Source organism: Chitinolyticbacter meiyuanensis, from assembly GCF_008033135.1.
Classification (GTDB): Bacteria; Pseudomonadota; Gammaproteobacteria; order Burkholderiales; family Chitinibacteraceae; genus Chitinolyticbacter; species Chitinolyticbacter meiyuanensis.
In genome coordinates this window covers 457,612-472,089 of sequence record NZ_CP041335.1, presented here as the reverse complement: position 1 = coordinate 472,089, position 14,478 = coordinate 457,612, and the positions used below count along the sequence as shown (strand labels likewise).

At 66.4% G+C, this 14,478-nt stretch carries 13 protein-coding genes; all 13 read right to left on the bottom strand.

The features are described 5' to 3' along the window. Nucleotides 1–13: 13 nt before the first annotated feature. The 13 genes from FLM21_RS02135 to mraZ all read right to left on the bottom strand — a co-directional run bounded on the left by FLM21_RS02135 (nt 14) and on the right by mraZ (nt 14,443). Nucleotides 14–784 (bottom strand): cell division protein FtsQ/DivIB, encoded by a 771-nt coding sequence (locus FLM21_RS02135; protein ID WP_246120806.1) that lies wholly within the window; start codon nt 782–784, stop codon nt 14–16. 232 nt (nt 785–1,016) lie between these two features. Further along, nucleotides 1,017–1,937: a D-alanine--D-alanine ligase gene (locus FLM21_RS02130; protein ID WP_148713984.1), complete on the bottom strand. Its 921-nt coding sequence runs from the start codon at nt 1,935–1,937 to the stop codon at nt 1,017–1,019. A gap of 1 nt (nt 1,938) precedes the next feature. After that, entirely contained in the window at nt 1,939–3,330 is a 1,392-nt protein-coding gene (gene murC, locus FLM21_RS02125; protein WP_148713983.1) for a UDP-N-acetylmuramate--L-alanine ligase, read from the bottom strand. Nucleotides 3,331–3,334: 4 nt separating this feature from the next. Further along, nucleotides 3,335–4,405, bottom strand: a complete 1,071-nt coding sequence (gene murG / locus FLM21_RS02120) for an undecaprenyldiphospho-muramoylpentapeptide beta-N-acetylglucosaminyltransferase (RefSeq protein ID WP_148713982.1) — start codon at nt 4,403–4,405, stop codon at nt 3,335–3,337. Next, the gene (ftsW, locus tag FLM21_RS02115; RefSeq protein WP_148713981.1) at nt 4,402–5,589 is read right to left on the bottom strand and encodes a putative lipid II flippase FtsW; all 1,188 of its coding nucleotides are present in this window, start codon (nt 5,587–5,589) and stop codon (nt 4,402–4,404) included. Before ftsW ends, murG begins: the two co-directional genes overlap by 4 nt. After that, nucleotides 5,586–6,998 carry a UDP-N-acetylmuramoyl-L-alanine--D-glutamate ligase gene (gene murD, locus FLM21_RS02110; protein ID WP_148713980.1) on the bottom strand — a complete coding sequence of 471 codons (1,413 nt, stop codon included), beginning with the start codon at nt 6,996–6,998 and terminating at the stop codon, nt 5,586–5,588. Before murD ends, ftsW begins: the two co-directional genes overlap by 4 nt. A gap of 12 nt (nt 6,999–7,010) precedes the next feature. After that, complete coding sequence (mraY, locus tag FLM21_RS02105; protein ID WP_148713979.1) at nt 7,011–8,096, bottom strand: phospho-N-acetylmuramoyl-pentapeptide-transferase; 1,086 nt, start codon at nt 8,094–8,096, stop codon at nt 7,011–7,013. Nucleotide 8,097: 1 nt separating this feature from the next. Further along, nucleotides 8,098–9,450, bottom strand: a complete 1,353-nt coding sequence (locus FLM21_RS02100; protein WP_148713978.1) for a UDP-N-acetylmuramoyl-tripeptide--D-alanyl-D-alanine ligase — start codon at nt 9,448–9,450, stop codon at nt 8,098–8,100. Further along, nucleotides 9,447–10,928 (bottom strand): UDP-N-acetylmuramoyl-L-alanyl-D-glutamate--2,6-diaminopimelate ligase, encoded by a 1,482-nt coding sequence (locus FLM21_RS02095; RefSeq protein ID WP_148713977.1) that lies wholly within the window; start codon nt 10,926–10,928, stop codon nt 9,447–9,449. Before FLM21_RS02095 ends, FLM21_RS02100 begins: the two co-directional genes overlap by 4 nt. Further along, nucleotides 10,925–12,769: a peptidoglycan D,D-transpeptidase FtsI family protein gene (locus FLM21_RS02090; RefSeq protein WP_148713976.1), complete on the bottom strand. Its 1,845-nt coding sequence runs from the start codon at nt 12,767–12,769 to the stop codon at nt 10,925–10,927. The genes FLM21_RS02095 and FLM21_RS02090 overlap by 4 nt, the downstream gene beginning before the upstream one ends. After that, nucleotides 12,769–13,083: a cell division protein FtsL gene (ftsL, locus tag FLM21_RS02085; RefSeq protein ID WP_148713975.1), complete on the bottom strand. Its 315-nt coding sequence runs from the start codon at nt 13,081–13,083 to the stop codon at nt 12,769–12,771. Before ftsL ends, FLM21_RS02090 begins: the two co-directional genes overlap by 1 nt. After that, nucleotides 13,080–14,009, bottom strand: coding sequence for a 16S rRNA (cytosine(1402)-N(4))-methyltransferase RsmH (rsmH, locus tag FLM21_RS02080; protein WP_148713974.1), 930 nt, complete (start codon nt 14,007–14,009; stop codon nt 13,080–13,082). Before rsmH ends, ftsL begins: the two co-directional genes overlap by 4 nt. After that, a complete protein-coding gene (gene mraZ / locus FLM21_RS02075; protein WP_148713973.1) occupies nt 14,006–14,443 on the bottom strand; it encodes a division/cell wall cluster transcriptional repressor MraZ in 438 nt (145 codons plus the stop codon). The genes rsmH and mraZ overlap by 4 nt, the downstream gene beginning before the upstream one ends. Between the last annotated feature and the right edge of the window lie 35 nt (nt 14,444–14,478).

Genomic DNA, 14,478 nt, shown 5'->3' with positions numbered 1-14,478 from the left:
GCGTTTGTCTTGTTCATGCCGGTCTTGCCGCCGCGCTAGGTACTGCGGGCTTCGGCGCCGCCGGTTTGGCGGGCTTCGCACCCGGCTTGGGCGGCTCGGCCGGGGTGTAGCCCGGCAGCCTGACGGCAAAGCCGTTGGGGTAACGCAAATCCACGTACTGGAACGGCTGCTTCTGCGCAATCAGTGCCAGCGAATTGGGGTAGGCGACGACGAAGCGCTTCACCCGGTCCAATGCCTCATCGCGCCCCACCTCGATGGTGGTGCCGTCGTTGAGTTCGACCCGCCAGGCGCGCCGTGCCGACAGCCAGATGTGCTCCGGCTGCTTGCTGATCGGTGCCAGGACTTCGGCGAACTCGCGATAGCCGTCGACCATCTGCTTCTCGGTGCCCGGTGGGCCTTCCAGCACCGGCAACGGGTCGTTCGATGCAGCGTCGAAACGCTCGCCATGCGTATTGAGCAGCGCCACCCCGCCCCAGCGGGCAATGGCCTGGTGCTCCTCGATCTGCACTTCCAGCCGATCCGGCCAGCGCCGGCGCACGCTGACTTCGCGTACCCACGGCAGCTTCTCGAACGCCTGCCGCGTCTTGTCGAGGTTCAGCGTGAAGAAGGTGCCCTTGAGCTCGTTCTTGATCACGTACTGCAACTGCTCCTTGGTCACATGCGCGAGCTCGCCATCCACCTTGATGCGCTTGACCGGGAACAGCGGCGAGTTCACCGCCAGGAACACCAGCGAATAGAACAGCAGCAAGGCAGCAAGGCCGGTGAGCAGATTGGCGAACCACATCAAGAGTTGCGGCTTATCCCACATTCGAACCTCGGCATGGCTGCTGCGCGACCGCCATGCGGCGTCGTGCGCTGCTCGTCATCCTCACGTACGCATGTACGTTGCGGTGACTGCGCTGCTGACTCCTTGCCTGGCAGTCGCTCGCGACGCCCTGACGAGGTTCTCTTGGTGCCGAAATCACGTGTCCTCTCTCTCGGTTCTCAAACGGCAAACATGGGAAGCAGGCATGGCCTTATTCCTGCTCCAACGTCGTATCCAGAATCTTCAGCACCAGTTGCTCGTAGCTGATGCCCGCTTCGCGGGCACAGACCGGGAACAGGCTGTGGCTGGTCATGCCGGGCGCGGTGTTCGGCTCCAGGAGGTAGGCCTTGCCCTGCGGGTCGGTCAGGAAATCGATGCGTGCCCAGCCGGTGGCGCCCAGCACGCGGTACGCCACTTCGGCGAGCTGGCGCGCCTGGGTTTCTGCGTCACCGGTAAGGCCGGGACAGGTGTAGACGGTGTCGTCACGGAAGTACTTGGCTTCGTAGTCGTAGAACTCGGTGGCGGGCTCGATCTTCACCGTGGCCAGCGCCTTGCCGTCCAGCACCGCGCAGCTGTATTCGCCACCGGTCACGGCCTGCTCGACCATCACCAGCGGGTCGTACCGCGCTGCGACCTCATAGGCGGCACGGATCTCGTCAGCAGTGCGGCACTTGGTGACGCCCACACTGGAGCCGCCATTGGACGGCTTCACGAATACCGGCGAACCGAGCTTGGCAAGCACCGAGTCGAAATCGCTCTGTGCGTCGAGCAGCAGGTAGGCCGGCACCGGCAGGCCCACCGCCTGCCACATCAGCTTGGTGCGCCACTTGTCCATGCCGATGGCGCTCGCCATCACGCCACAGCCGGTGTACGGCACGCCGAGGTATTCGAGCGCACCCTGGATAGTGCCATCCTCACCCTCGCCGCCATGCAGGATCAGGAAGGCACGATCGAAGCCGTCCTCGACGAGATCGGTCAGCGGCCGCTCGGCCGGATCGAAGGCCTGAGCATCGACGCCCTGGCTGCGCAGTGCATCGAGCACGCCCTTGCCACTCATCAACGAGACTTCGCGCTCGGTGGAATCACCGCCCATCACCACCGCGACCTTGCCGTATTGCTGCTTCATGCTCATCTCACGCCCCCGCCACCAGTTTCGCGGGAATGCCGCCGATCGAACCGGCACCCATGGTGATCACCACATCGCCATCCTGTACCGCCGCAAAAATCGCGGCTGGCATGTCTGCAATCTGCTCCACGAACACCGGCTCGACCTTGCCGGCCACGCGCACCGCGCGCGCCAGCGCCCGGCCGTCGGCCGCGACGATGGGTGCTTCGCCAGCGGCGTAGACCTCGGCCAGCAGCAGGCCATCGACGGTGTTCAGCACCTTGACGAAATCCTCGAAGCAATCGCGGGTGCGGGTATAGCGGTGCGGCTGGAACGCCAGCAGCAACCGGCGCCCCGGAAAGGCACCGCGCGCGGCGGCCAGCGTCGCGGCCATCTCGACCGGGTGGTGCCCGTAATCGTCGACCACGGTGAAGCTGCCTCCGGCCTGCAGCGCCACTTCGCCGTAGCGCTGGAAGCGCCGGCCCACGCCCTGGAATTCGGCCAGCGCCTTCTGGATGGCCGCTTCGGAGGCACCGACTTCCAGCGCGATGCCGATGGCAGCGAGCGCATTCAGCACGTTGTGCATGCCCGGCAGGTTGAGCGTGACCGGAATGCGGCGCGTCTCGCCGTTCTCCCACACCGCGTCGAACCGCATCTGGCCAGCGGCGGCGACCACGTTCTCGGCGCGCAGCATGGCGTCCGCGCTCACGCCATAGGTGGTGACCGGGCTGGTCACGCGCGGCAGGATCTCGCGCACCACCGGGTCGTCGACGCACAGCACCGCGCGGCCGTAGAACGGCAGGTGGTAGAGGAAATCGACGAAGGCCTGCTTCAGTTTCTCGAAGTCATGGCCGTAGGTATCCATGTGATCGGCGTCGATATTGGTGACGACCGAGATCACCGGACTCAGCAACAGGAAGGACGCATCGCTCTCGTCCGCCTCGGCGACCAGGAAATCGCCTGAGCCGAGCCGCGCGTTGGAACCAGCCGCGTGCAGCTTGCCGCCGATGACGAAGGTGGGATCGAGCCCGGCCGCTTCGAGGATGGATGCGGTCAGGCTGGTGGTGGTCGTCTTGCCGTGGGTGCCGGCAATGGCAATGCCTTGTTTGAGCCGCATCAGCTCGGCCAGCATCATCGCACGCGGCACCACCGGGATCTTGCGCGCACGCGCCGCGACCACTTCCGGGTTGTCGTCCTTCACCGCGCTGGAGATCACCACCACGTCGGCATTGGCGACAAATTCGGCCGCGTGGCCCTGGTGCACGCTGGCACCGGCGGTGGCCAGCCGTTGCGTGGTGGCATTGCTGCCCAGATCGGTGCCGGAGACCTCGAAGCCGAGGTTGAGCAGCACCTCGGCGATGCCGCTCATGCCGACGCCACCGATGCCGACGAAGTGGATGCGTTTGACCTTGTGTTTCATGTTCCTAACCTGCCAATGCTTCAATGACCGCGACGACGCTGGCGGTGGCGTCCGGCTTGGCAAGCGCGCGCGCCTTCTCCGCCATCACCAGGCAATCGGTGCGGTTGGTCTGTTCCAGCAGCGCGGCAAGGCGTGCTGCCGTCAATTCGGTTTGTGGCAACAGCGTGCCTGCGCCGGCCTCGGCGAGGAACCGCGCGTTGCCGGTCTGGTGGTCGTCCACCGCGTGCGGAAACGGCACCAGCACGCTGGCAACGCCAACGCAGGCAAGCTCCGAGACCGTGAGCGCGCCGGCACGGCACAGCACCAGGTCCGCCTCGGCATACGCCGCCGCCATGTCGGCGATGAAGGCGACGCACTCAGCGTCGACACCGGCCGCCGCGTAGTGGACCTTGAGCGCGTCGATATGCTTTTCACCAGCCTGGTGGATCACCTGCGGCCGGCGCTCCGGCGCCAGCAGCGCCAGCGCCTGCGGCACCTGCTCGTTGAACACCTGTGCACCGAGGCTACCGCCGACGACCAGCAGCTTCAGCGGGCCAGAACGCGGGCCGTAGCGCTCGGCGGGCGGCGCCACGCCGGTGATCTCGCTGCGCACCGGGTTGCCGACGTAACCGTCGTCACGCCGGGGGAAGGCGCCGGGGAAGGCGTAGAGCACACGGTTGGCGATGCGTGCCAGCGTCTTGTTGGTCAGGCCTGCGACCGAGTTCTGTTCGTGGATCACCAGCGGCAGCCACATGAGCCGCATCGCGAGCCCGCCCGGAAAGCCGGTGAAACCGCCAAACCCGATGGCCACGTCCGGCCGGTGGCGGAAGATCGCGTTCAGGGCGCCAAAGAGCGCCTTCAGCTGCACCCACGGCTGGATCAGCTTGGTGAACATGCCCTTGCCGCGTACGCCGCCGATGGCGAGCGTCTCGAGCGGGATGTCGTGCTGTGGCACGATGCGTGTTTCCATCGCGCCCTTGGCGCCCAGCCACACCACATCCCAGCCGTGCTCGCGCACGGCCTGGGCCACGGCCAGTGCGGGGAAGATGTGGCCGCCGGTACCGCCGGCCATCACGAGCAGGGTGCGGCGGCTCATGTCTTGAACCCTCGCAGCGCCTGGCGGTTCTCGTAGTCGACGCGTAGCAGCACACCCAGCGTGACCAGGTTGGCGAGGATGCCCGAGCCACCGAACGACAGCAGCGGCAGTGTCAGCCCCTTGGTTGGTAACAGGCCCATGTTCACGCCGATGTTGATCACCGACTGCACGCCGAACCAGATGCCGATACCTTGTGCCACCAGTGCCTGGTATGTGCGGTCGAGCTTGGCGGCCTGCACGCCGATCATGAAGGCGCGGAACACGATGAAGGCAAACAGGCACACCACCAAGGCCACGCCGACGAAGCCCAGCTCCTCGGCGATGATGGCCATCAGGAAGTCGGTATGCGCCTCGGGCAGGTAGGACAGCTTCTCGACGCTGGCGCCCAGCCCCACCCCGGTCCATTCGCCGCGGCCGAAGGCGATCAGCGAGTGACTGAGCTGGTAGCCCTTGCCGTACGGGTCCTGCCACGGATCGAGGAAGCCCAACACCCGCTGCATCCGGTACGGCGAGCTGACCACGAGGCCGACGAAGCCGATCGCCAGCAGCGCGATCAGGCCAGCGAACAGCCGCCAGTCGAAGCCGCCGAGGAACAGCAGGCCCACGGCGATGGCGGTGATCACGGCGAAGGCACCGAAATCGGGCTCCAGCAGCAGCAGGCCACCGACCACCAGCATCACCACCAGCATGGGCAGCAGGCCCTTGGTGATGCTGGCAACGAAATCACCACCCATGAAGGCTGCCTTGCGCACCGTGTAGTCGGCGGCGTACAGCACCACGATGAACTTCATCAGCTCGGACGGCTGCAGGTTGATCACGAACAGCGACAGCCAGCGGCGGCTGCCGTTCACCTCGCGGCCGATGCCGGGCACCAGCACCAGCGCCAGCAGGATCACGCCGATGATGAACAGCAACGGCGCGTACTGCTGCCAGGTCTTGGTCGGGATATTGAAGGCGATGAAACCCGCAGTCAGCCCCACGGTGAGGAAGATGCCGTGGCGGATCAGGAAGTAGGTGGAGCGGAAACCGGTGTCCTTATCGACCTCGGCCATGGCGATCGAGGCCGAATAGACCATCACCAGGCCGAAGCAGATCAGCAGCAATACCCCCCAGGTGAGCGCGACATCGTAGGCGCTCATGCTGGGGCGGACGCGGCTCAGGGCCTGGTAGAAGAGCTGCTTCATGCGGGCAGCGCCTTGACCGCGTCGATGAATACCTCGGCGCGGTGATGGTAGTTGCGGAACATGTCGAGGCTGGCGCAGGCCGGCGACAGCAGCACCACATCGCCCGACTCGGCGAGGTTGGCCGCCATCTGCACCGCCATGTCCAGCGTCGGCAGCTCCAGCACCGGCAGGAAGTTCTCGCCGTCGCCGTCATCCGCGATGTAGGTGGAATGGGCCTCGGCCAGCACCTCGGCGATCTGCGGGCCATCGCGGCCGATCAGCAGCACCGCACGGCAGATGCGCTCGCACGCCGGCAGCAACGGCGTGAAATCCTGGCCCTTGCCGTCGCCACCGGCGATCAGCACCACCGGCCGGGTCATGCCCTTGAGCGCCGCCTCGGTCGCGCCGACGTTGGTGCCCTTGGAATCGTCGTAGTAATCCACGCCATGGCGACTGGCGACAAACTCGACGCGGTGCGGCAAGCCCTTGAACGCCTTGAGCGCAGCCACCAGCGGCGGCAACGGCAAGCCGATGGCGCGGCACAGTGCGATCGCGGACAGCGCGTTCACCGCGTTGTGCAGGCCGGCGATGGGCAGGTCGTCCGCCCGCATCAGCACGGTTTCACCCAGGCGCAGCTCGATATCCTTGCCGGCAGCGACAAGGCCGTATTCATCGGCGCGGCGCGGCGCATCCTGGCCGAAGCGGATCACGTGTCGGCCCGGCAGACCCATGTCGCGGCTGTAGTCGTCCTCGCGGTTCAGCACCTGGGCGCCGCTGCCGCTGAAGATGCGTGCCTTGGCGGCGGCATAGCCCTTCATGCCGTCGTAGCGGTCGAGGTGATCCTCGCTGACGTTGAGCACGGTGGCGGCATCGGCCGCCAGCGAACCGGTGGTTTCCAGCTGGAAGCTGGAGAGTTCGAGCACGTAGACGTCAGCGGTCTTCGTCTTGGGGTCGCCCAGCGCATCGAGCACCGGCAGGCCGATGTTGCCGGCGACCACAGTCTTGAGGCCGGCCGCCTCGCACATCTTGCCGACCATGGTGGTGACGGTGGACTTGCCGTTGGAACCGGTGATGGCGATCACCTTCACCGCCCTGCCGGCCGCGCGCCGTGCGGCGATCTCGCGCGCGAACAGCTCGACGTCGCCCACGGCCGGCACGCCGCGCTGCACGGTGGCGGCAACGGCCGGTGTGGCGAGCGCGACGCCGGGGCTGACCACCAGCAGGTCGGCATCGATGAAGGTGTGCGCCGAGAATGCGCCCAGCCGCAGCTCGGCCTGTGGCACGGCGGCCTTCAACGCATCGACGTTGGGCGGCGCGGTGCGACTGTCCGCCACGGTGACGCGCGCATTACGCGCCGCCAGCCAGCGGGCAGCCGACAGGCCGGTATCCCCGAGCCCGACGACGATGGTGTGTTTGCCTGCGTAGTTCATTTGTCCATCCGCCTAGCGCAGCTTCAGCGTGGCGAGGCCGGCCATCACCAGCAGCATCGTTATGATCCAGAAACGCACGACCACCTGCGTCTCCTTCCAGCCCTTGAGTTCGTAGTGGTGATGCAGCGGCGCCATGCGGAACACCCGCTTGCCGGTCATCTTGAAGCTGGCGACCTGGATCATCACGGAGAGCGCTTCGACCACGAACACGCCGCCCATGATCAGCAGCACGATTTCCTGGCGCACGATCACCGCCACGGTGCCGAGGCCCGCGCCCAGCGCCAGCGCGCCGACGTCGCCCATGAACACTTCGGCCGGGTAGGCGTTGAACCAGAGAAAGCCAAGGCCGGCGCCGGCCATGGCGGCGCAGAAGATCACCAGCTCGCCAGCACCTGGCACGTGCGGCACGCCCAGGTACTTGGAGAACACTGCGTTGCCGGCGACATAGGCGAAGATGCAGAACGCGCCCGACACCAGCACCGTTGGCATGATGGCGAGGCCATCGAGCCCATCGGTGAGGTTCACCGCGTTGCTGGTGCCGACGATGACGAAATAGGTCAACACACAGAAGCCGATGGCGCCGAACGGGTAGAGGATTTCCTTGAAGAACGGCACCACGAAGCCGGTCTGGGTCGGATCCTTGGCGAACCAGGTGAGGAACAGTCCGGCGCCAATGGCGATGACCGATTGCCAGAACATCTTGGCTTTGGCCGACAATCCCTTGGGGTTCTTCAGCGCCACCTTCTTGTAGTCGTCGACGAAGCCGATCACGCCGGTCGCCAGCGTGACGACCAGCGTGAGCCACACGTACTTGTTGGAAAGGTCGCCCCACAGCAGCGTGGTCAGGCCAATGGCCAAGAGGATCAGCGTGCCGCCCATGGTCGGCGTGCCGGCCTTGACGAGGTGGGTCTGCGGGCCGTCATTGCGTACGGCCTGGCCTACCTTGAGCTCGGTCAGCTTCTGGATCACCCAGGGGCCGAGCAGCCAGGAGATGCCGAGCGCGGTCATCACCGACAGCACGGCGCGCAGCGTCAGGTAGTTGAAGACATTGAAGGCGCGGACCGATTCGCCCAGCCAATCGAATAGCCAAAGCAGCATCTCAGTTTCCCTCCACCAGTGCGTCGACCACGCGTTCCATCTTCATGAAGCGCGACCCTTTCACCAGCACGGTGCTCTGCGGCGTGGCGGCGTTTTGCAGCACGGTCAGCAACGAGGTCAGGTTGTCGGCGTGATGTTCAGCGCCCTCGCCGAACGCCTCAGCGGCATGGCACATCTGCTCGCCCAGCGTGAAGAGCTTGCCGACGCCGCGCGCGCGGGCGTAGGCGCCGACCTCGGCATGCAGCGCGGCGGCGTTGGCGCCGACCTCGCCGATGTCACCCAGCACCAGCACGGTGTCGCCGCCGCTGGCGACCAGCACGTCGATCGCCGCCTTCATCGAATCGGGATTGGCGTTGTAGCTGTCGTCGATCACGCGCGCACCATTGGTGGCACGCTTCATCTGCAGCCGGCCCTTGACACCGCGGTACTGGCCGAGTGCATGGGCGATGTCACTGACCGCGAAGCCGAGCGCATAGGCGACGGCGGCGGCGGCCAGCGCATTGCGCACGTTGTGCAGACCCGGCACCGGCAGATTGGCCGGCGCATCGTCGAGCGGCAGGTCGAGGATGAAGCGGCTCGCTTCCACCCCGAGCTCGATCTCGCGCGCACCGACCTCTGCGGCGTTCACGCCGAAGGTGATCTGCTTCCTGCCCGCCGCGAGCTGGCTCCACAGCGCGGCGTATTCGTCATCGGCATTGATGATGGCGATGCCGCCGTCGGAGAGGCCGCCGAAGAGCTCGCCCTTGGCCTGCGCCACACCCTCCACCGAGCCCAGCGCCTCCAGGTGGGCACTGGCAGCGTTGTTGACAAGGGCGACATCCGGCGCGGCCAGGTGTGTCAGGTAGTCGATCTCGCCGAAATGGTTCATGCCCATCTCGACCACGGCATAGCGGTGCTCGGCACGCAGCGACAGCAGCGTCAGCGGCACGCCGATGTGGTTGTTCAGGTTGCCCTGCGTGGCCAGCACGGCGTCACTGCCGGCCAGTTCGCGCAGCACGGTGGCGGTCATTTCCTTCACCGTGGTCTTGCCGTTGCTGCCGGTGATGGCAATCACCGTGGGATCGAGCTTGTGGCGCCAGTAGGCGCCAAGCCGGCCCAGCGCAGCCAGCGTGTCGGCCACGACCAGTTCATTGGCAGCGCCAGTGGCGTGATCGACCAGCGCAGCGACGGCGCCGGCCACCAACGCGCCTGCCACATAGTCGTGGCCATCGAAACGGTCGCCCTTGAGGGCGACGAACAGATCCCCTGGCCGCACGTCGCGGCTGTCGGTGGTGACCCGGTCGAACACCAGATCGGCATTGCCGACCAGGTTTGCTTCCAGCGCCAGCGCGGTTTCGCGTAGCGTCAACATCATGGTTTCTTCCTTTCCAGCGCGGCACGCGCCTCTTCGACGTCGTCGAAGTGATGGCGTACGCCGGCGATTTCCTGATAGTGCTCGTGACCCTTGCCGGCGATCAGCACCACGTCGCCAAGCTGTGCCAGCGCCACGGTGTGGGCGATCGCCTCGCGGCGGTCCGATTCGACCGAGTAATCGGCATGCCCGCTGCCGGTGGCACCTTCGACGCCGGCAACGATGTCTTCGATGATCTGCTGCGGCGTTTCGGTGCGCGGGTTATCGCTGGTGATGACCACGGTATTGGCCAGCTCGCAGGCAACGCGTCCCATCAGCGGGCGCTTGCCGCGATCGCGATCACCGCCGCAGCCGAACACGCAATAGAGCCGCCCGCGGCTGCCCATGGCCTCGCGCAGGGTGGTCAGCGCCTTTTCCAGTGCGTCGGGCGTGTGGGCATAGTCGACCACCACCAGCGGCACCTCTTCCCCGCCCAACCGCTGCATCCGGCCGGGAGCCGATTCCACGCTGCCGAGCACGCGCACCGCGGCATCGAGCGGCACATCGGCCGCCAGCAGCGCGGCGAGGCAGGCCAGCAGGTTGTAGGCGTTGAAGCGGCCGACCAGCGACGACACCAGCGTGGCGTCGCCATACGGCGTGGTCACGTTCAGCGTGAGCCCGGCCAGCGTGGCCTCGATACGGGTGGCACGCACGTCGCCGCGCTTGATGCCGTAGCCGAGCACCCTCGGCAGTTGCACCCGGCCCAGCAGCGCTGCGCCAAACGGGTCGTCGGCATTGATCACCGCGGCCTTCAGCCCTTCCCACTCGAACAGCTTGGCCTTCTCGGCCCCGTAGGCTTCCATCGTGCCGTGGTAGTCGAGGTGATCGCGCGTCAGATTGGTGAAGATGGCGACGTCGAACGCCACGCCGTGCGCCCGCGCCTGGGCGAGGCCGTGCGAGCTCACCTCCATCGCCACCACCTGTACATCGATGTCGACGAAGCCGGCCAGCCAGCCCTGCAACGCCACTGGATCGAGCGTGGTATGGCTGGACGGGATCAGCGACGGGTAGACGCCGTTGCCCAGCGTGCCGAGCACGCCCACCTTGCGGTGCAGTGCCGCGTAGCACTGCGCCAGCCAGTTGGCGATCGAGGTCTTGCCGTTGGTGCCGGTCACGCCGAATACCGTCATCGCCCGCGCCGGATAGCCCAGCAGGTGCGCAGCCACGATGCCGGCCTGCGCGCGCAGCTGCGAAATCGCCAGATTGGGCACGGCCCAGGCCGGATCCCAGGCAAAGCCTTCCGCCTCCCACAGCACCGCGCCAGCGCCATTGGCAATCGCCGCCTCGATATAGGCGCGGCCGTCGGCGTATTCGCCGGGGAAAGCGAGGAACAGGTCGCCCGGCTTCACGCGGCGGCTGTCCACCGCAAGGTGGCGACCGGCGGCGAGCGCGTCGATGGCTGCGAAATCGAGGGCGGGCAACGACCAGGAACGCGGCTTCATGTCTCTTCCTTCACTTCCGGCTCATCCGGGCCGGGCAGCAGGATGTTGTCGGTCGGCGCATCGGGCGGCACGCCGAGCATGCGCAGGCTGCCGGCCACGATGGACGCGAACGGGGGAGCGGCGACGGTGCCGCCGTAATAGGAGTCGCCCTGCGGCTCGTCGATCATCACCGCCACGATCAGGCGTGGATCGGATACCGGTGCAAAGCCGACAAAGGAAGCGACGTAGCGTTTCTCGCCGTAGCCGCCGATGCCTACCTTCTTCGCCGTGCCGGTCTTGCCGGCCACCCGGTAGCCGACCACCTGCGCGCGCGTGCCGGTGCCGCCGGGCTGGGTGACCTTTTCCATCATGAAGCGCACTTCGCGAGCGATGGCCGGATCGAACACGCGCTTGCCGGGCGGCGGCGCCACCAGCTTGGTGAAGGTCACCGGCCGGATCTCGCCGTCGGTGGCGAACACCTGGTAGGCACGCGCCATCTGCATCAGGCTCACCGACAGGCCATAGCCGTAGGCCATCGTCGCCTGCTCGACCGGGCGCCAGGTCTTCCACGCCCGCAGCTTGCCGGAGGCCTCGCCGGGGAAACCGGTGCGCGGCGGCTGACCGAAGCCGATGGCGTTGTAGTAGGTCCACAGGTATTCGCGATCGAGCTGCAGCGCGATCCGCGCGGTACCGATGTTGGACGACTTCACCAGCACGCGCTCGACTGACAGCGGACCGTAGGCATGGGTGTCCTTGATCACGAAGCCGGCCATGCCCATCGCGCCACCACCGGTGTCAATCACGGTCGACGGCGTGAACTTGCCCGATTCCAGCGCCGCAGCGATGGTGATCGGCTTCATGGTCGAACCCGGCTCATAGAGATCGGTGACCACGCGATTGCGACGGCGCGCCGGATCGATGCGGGCGCGGCTGTTGGGGTTGTACGAGGGCACGTTGGCCAGCGCCAGCACCTCGCCGGTGCGGGCATCGAGCACCACCACGCCGCCACCGAGCGCCTTGTTGGCCTCGACGGTGTTCTTCAGTTCGCGGTAGGCGAGGTACTGGATGCGACGGTCGATCGACAGCGACAGCGTGTCGCCATCCTTGGGCGGGATCACCGTCGAGATGTCCTCGACGATGAAACCGCGGCGGTCGCGGATCACCGTGCGGCTACCCGGCTTGCCAGCGAGCTGCTCCTGCCGGGTGAGCTCGAAGCCTTCCTGGCCGCGACCATCGATGTTGGTGAAGCCGATGATGTGCGCGGTGACGTCGCCGGCCGGGTAGAAGCGGCGGAACTCGGTCTGCGCATAGATGCCAGGCAGGTTGAGATCCAGCACCTTCTTCGCGTCCTGCGGTGCCATGTGCCGGCGCAGCCAGATGAAATCCGGCTGGCTGGTCTGGCCGCTGGCGCCCTTGCGGCTGGTGCCGAGGCGTGCAGCGACGGTCTTGGCCGGCAGATCCAGCGCCTTGGCGAGCTTGGCGACTTCGTCGGCCGACATCGGCACCGGGTCCTTCTCGTCCTTCGGCTCCCAGCCTGCCGGGCGTTGCTCGCCTGCGGGCAGCAGCTTGATCGAGCGCGGGCTACCCCAGATCGACTGTACCGGGGTGGAGATCGCCAGTGGATCGCCGTTGCGGTCGGTGATCATGCCACGGTTGGCCTCGAGCTTCAGCGTGCGGGCGTAGCGCGCTTCGCCCTGCTGCTGCAGGAAACCCTCGTTGAGCACCTGCAGATAGAAGCCGCGCGCAATCAGCACGCCGAACAGCGACATCAGACCGCCGACGATGAACCAGACACGCCAGCGCTCCAGCTTCAGTTGCTGGGCATAGCGCTGGCGGGTGCGGTTGTTGGGCGGCGCGTTCATCAGTGATCCGCCGACGTGTCTTCGGACAACTTGGGCTTGGCCACGACCTGGCCGCGCGGCAGGATCACCTGCGTGCGATTGCTGCCCGGCAGCTGCATGGCGAGTTTCTGCGTCGCTTCCTGCTCGATGCGCGAATGCATCGCCCAGGTGCTCTGCTCCAGCTGCAGCTGGCCCCATTCGACGTCGAGCTTGCGCGTGTGCGCCGCCTCGTTCTGCAATTCGGCGTAGAGCTTGCGCGACTTGTGCTGGCTGGTGACGACCGACATCGCGCACAGCAGCAGCAGGACCAACAAAAAGAGATTGAGGCGGATCATCGCGCCGCCTCCGTTTTTTCCGCTACCCGCAGGATCGCGCTGCGCGCGCGCGGGTTGTCGTCCACTTCTGCCGCCGTCGCCCTGATCGGCTTGCCGATCAACCGCAGCGGCGGTGGCGGCACTTCGGCCGCCCGAACCGGCAGCCGGTCAGGCAGGTCCGACTTGCTTGCGTCCTGCATGAAGCGCTTGACGATGCGGTCTTCCAGCGAGTGGAAGGCAATGATCGAGTAACGCCCGCCGGGGCGCAGCAGCCGCAATGCCTGCGGCAGGATCAGCGACAACTCCTCAAGCTCGCGATTGATGAAAATCCGTAGAGCTTGGAAGGTACGCGTCGCCGGGTCCTGACCCGGCTCGCGGGTGCGGACGGCGCCTGCCACGAGTGTGGCAAGTTCCCGCGTCGTTGCGATGGGCTGCTCGCCCCGACGCGCAACAATCGCTGCTGCAACCTGTTTAGCAAACCGCTCTTCGCCATAGTCACGTATCACCTCGGCAATATCTTGTTGATCGGCAGTGTTGAGCCACTCCGCAACCGTCATGCCGCGGGTGGTGTCCATGCGCATGTCGAGCGGCGCATCGAATCGGAAACTGAAGCCACGGCTGCCGTCGTCGAGCTGGGGTGAACTCACGCCCAGATCGAGCAGCAGGCCGTCGATGGTGGTCACGCCACGCGCCGCCAGCGCATCGGCCAGGTCGGCAAATCCGGCGTGGACAATGGAGAAGCGCGGGTCGGCGATGCCGGCGGCCTCGGCGATGGCGGCCGGGTCCTTGTCGAAGGCGATCAGACGCCCCTGCTCGCCCAGCTGCGAGAGGATCAGCCGCGAGTGGCCGCCGCGACCAAAGGTGCCGTCGACGTAGGTGCCTTCGGGTTGGATTGCCAGGGCGTCGACCGCTTCGTGGAGCAGCACGGTCTTGTGCACGAAGTTCACAGCGAGATGCCCTGCATCTGCGCGGCAAGCTCCGCTGGATCGATCGCCATGACGGAGGCGTTCTGTGCCGCCCACTTCGCCTCATCCCACAGCTCGAACTTGTTGCCCATGCCGACGAGGGCAATCTCCTTGTCGAGTCCGGCGATCTGCCTCAGCCGCGGCGAGATCAGCACACGGCCGGCCGAATCGAGCTCGACATCCTCGGCATGGCCGACGATGAAGCGGCGGATCGGCATCTGGGCACCGGTGAGCTGGTTGAGCTGGTCACGCACCGGCAACCAGTCGGGTTCGGGATAGATCAGCAGGCAGCCGGAGGGCTCGACGGTAATGACGAGGCGGCCAGCGCAGCGGGCGGACAGCAGTTCGCGATGCTTGGCCGGAATAGCCAAACGCCCCTTGCTGTCGAGGTTGAGAGACGCCACACCGCTGAACATGTTCTCCGTCTTCCTGGGTTGGGTTGTTTTCTACA

Excerpts from the sequence above, each read along its gene's own strand:
- mraZ (WP_148713973.1), bottom strand. The coding sequence starts at position 14,443 with ATGTTCAGCGGTGTGGCGTCTCTCAACCTCGACAGCAAGGGGCGTTTG.
- FLM21_RS02100 (WP_148713978.1), bottom strand. The coding sequence starts at position 9,450 with ATGATGTTGACGCTACGCGAAACCGCGCTGGCGCTGGAAGCAAACCTG.
- FLM21_RS02095 (WP_148713977.1), bottom strand. The coding sequence starts at position 10,928 with ATGAAGCCGCGTTCCTGGTCGTTGCCCGCCCTCGATTTCGCAGCCATC.
- ftsL (WP_148713975.1), bottom strand. The coding sequence starts at position 13,083 with ATGATCCGCCTCAATCTCTTTTTGTTGGTCCTGCTGCTGCTGTGCGCG.
- murC (WP_148713983.1), bottom strand. The coding sequence starts at position 3,330 with ATGAAACACAAGGTCAAACGCATCCACTTCGTCGGCATCGGTGGCGTC.
- FLM21_RS02130 (WP_148713984.1), bottom strand. The coding sequence starts at position 1,937 with ATGAGCATGAAGCAGCAATACGGCAAGGTCGCGGTGGTGATGGGCGGT.
- murD (WP_148713980.1), bottom strand. The coding sequence starts at position 6,998 with ATGAACTACGCAGGCAAACACACCATCGTCGTCGGGCTCGGGGATACC.
- ftsW (WP_148713981.1), bottom strand. The coding sequence starts at position 5,589 with ATGAAGCAGCTCTTCTACCAGGCCCTGAGCCGCGTCCGCCCCAGCATG.
- murG (WP_148713982.1), bottom strand. The coding sequence starts at position 4,405 with ATGAGCCGCCGCACCCTGCTCGTGATGGCCGGCGGTACCGGCGGCCAC.
- FLM21_RS02090 (WP_148713976.1), bottom strand. The coding sequence starts at position 12,769 with ATGAACGCGCCGCCCAACAACCGCACCCGCCAGCGCTATGCCCAGCAA.
- mraY (WP_148713979.1), bottom strand. The coding sequence starts at position 8,096 with ATGCTGCTTTGGCTATTCGATTGGCTGGGCGAATCGGTCCGCGCCTTC.
- FLM21_RS02135 (WP_246120806.1), bottom strand. The coding sequence starts at position 784 with ATGTGGTTCGCCAATCTGCTCACCGGCCTTGCTGCCTTGCTGCTGTTC.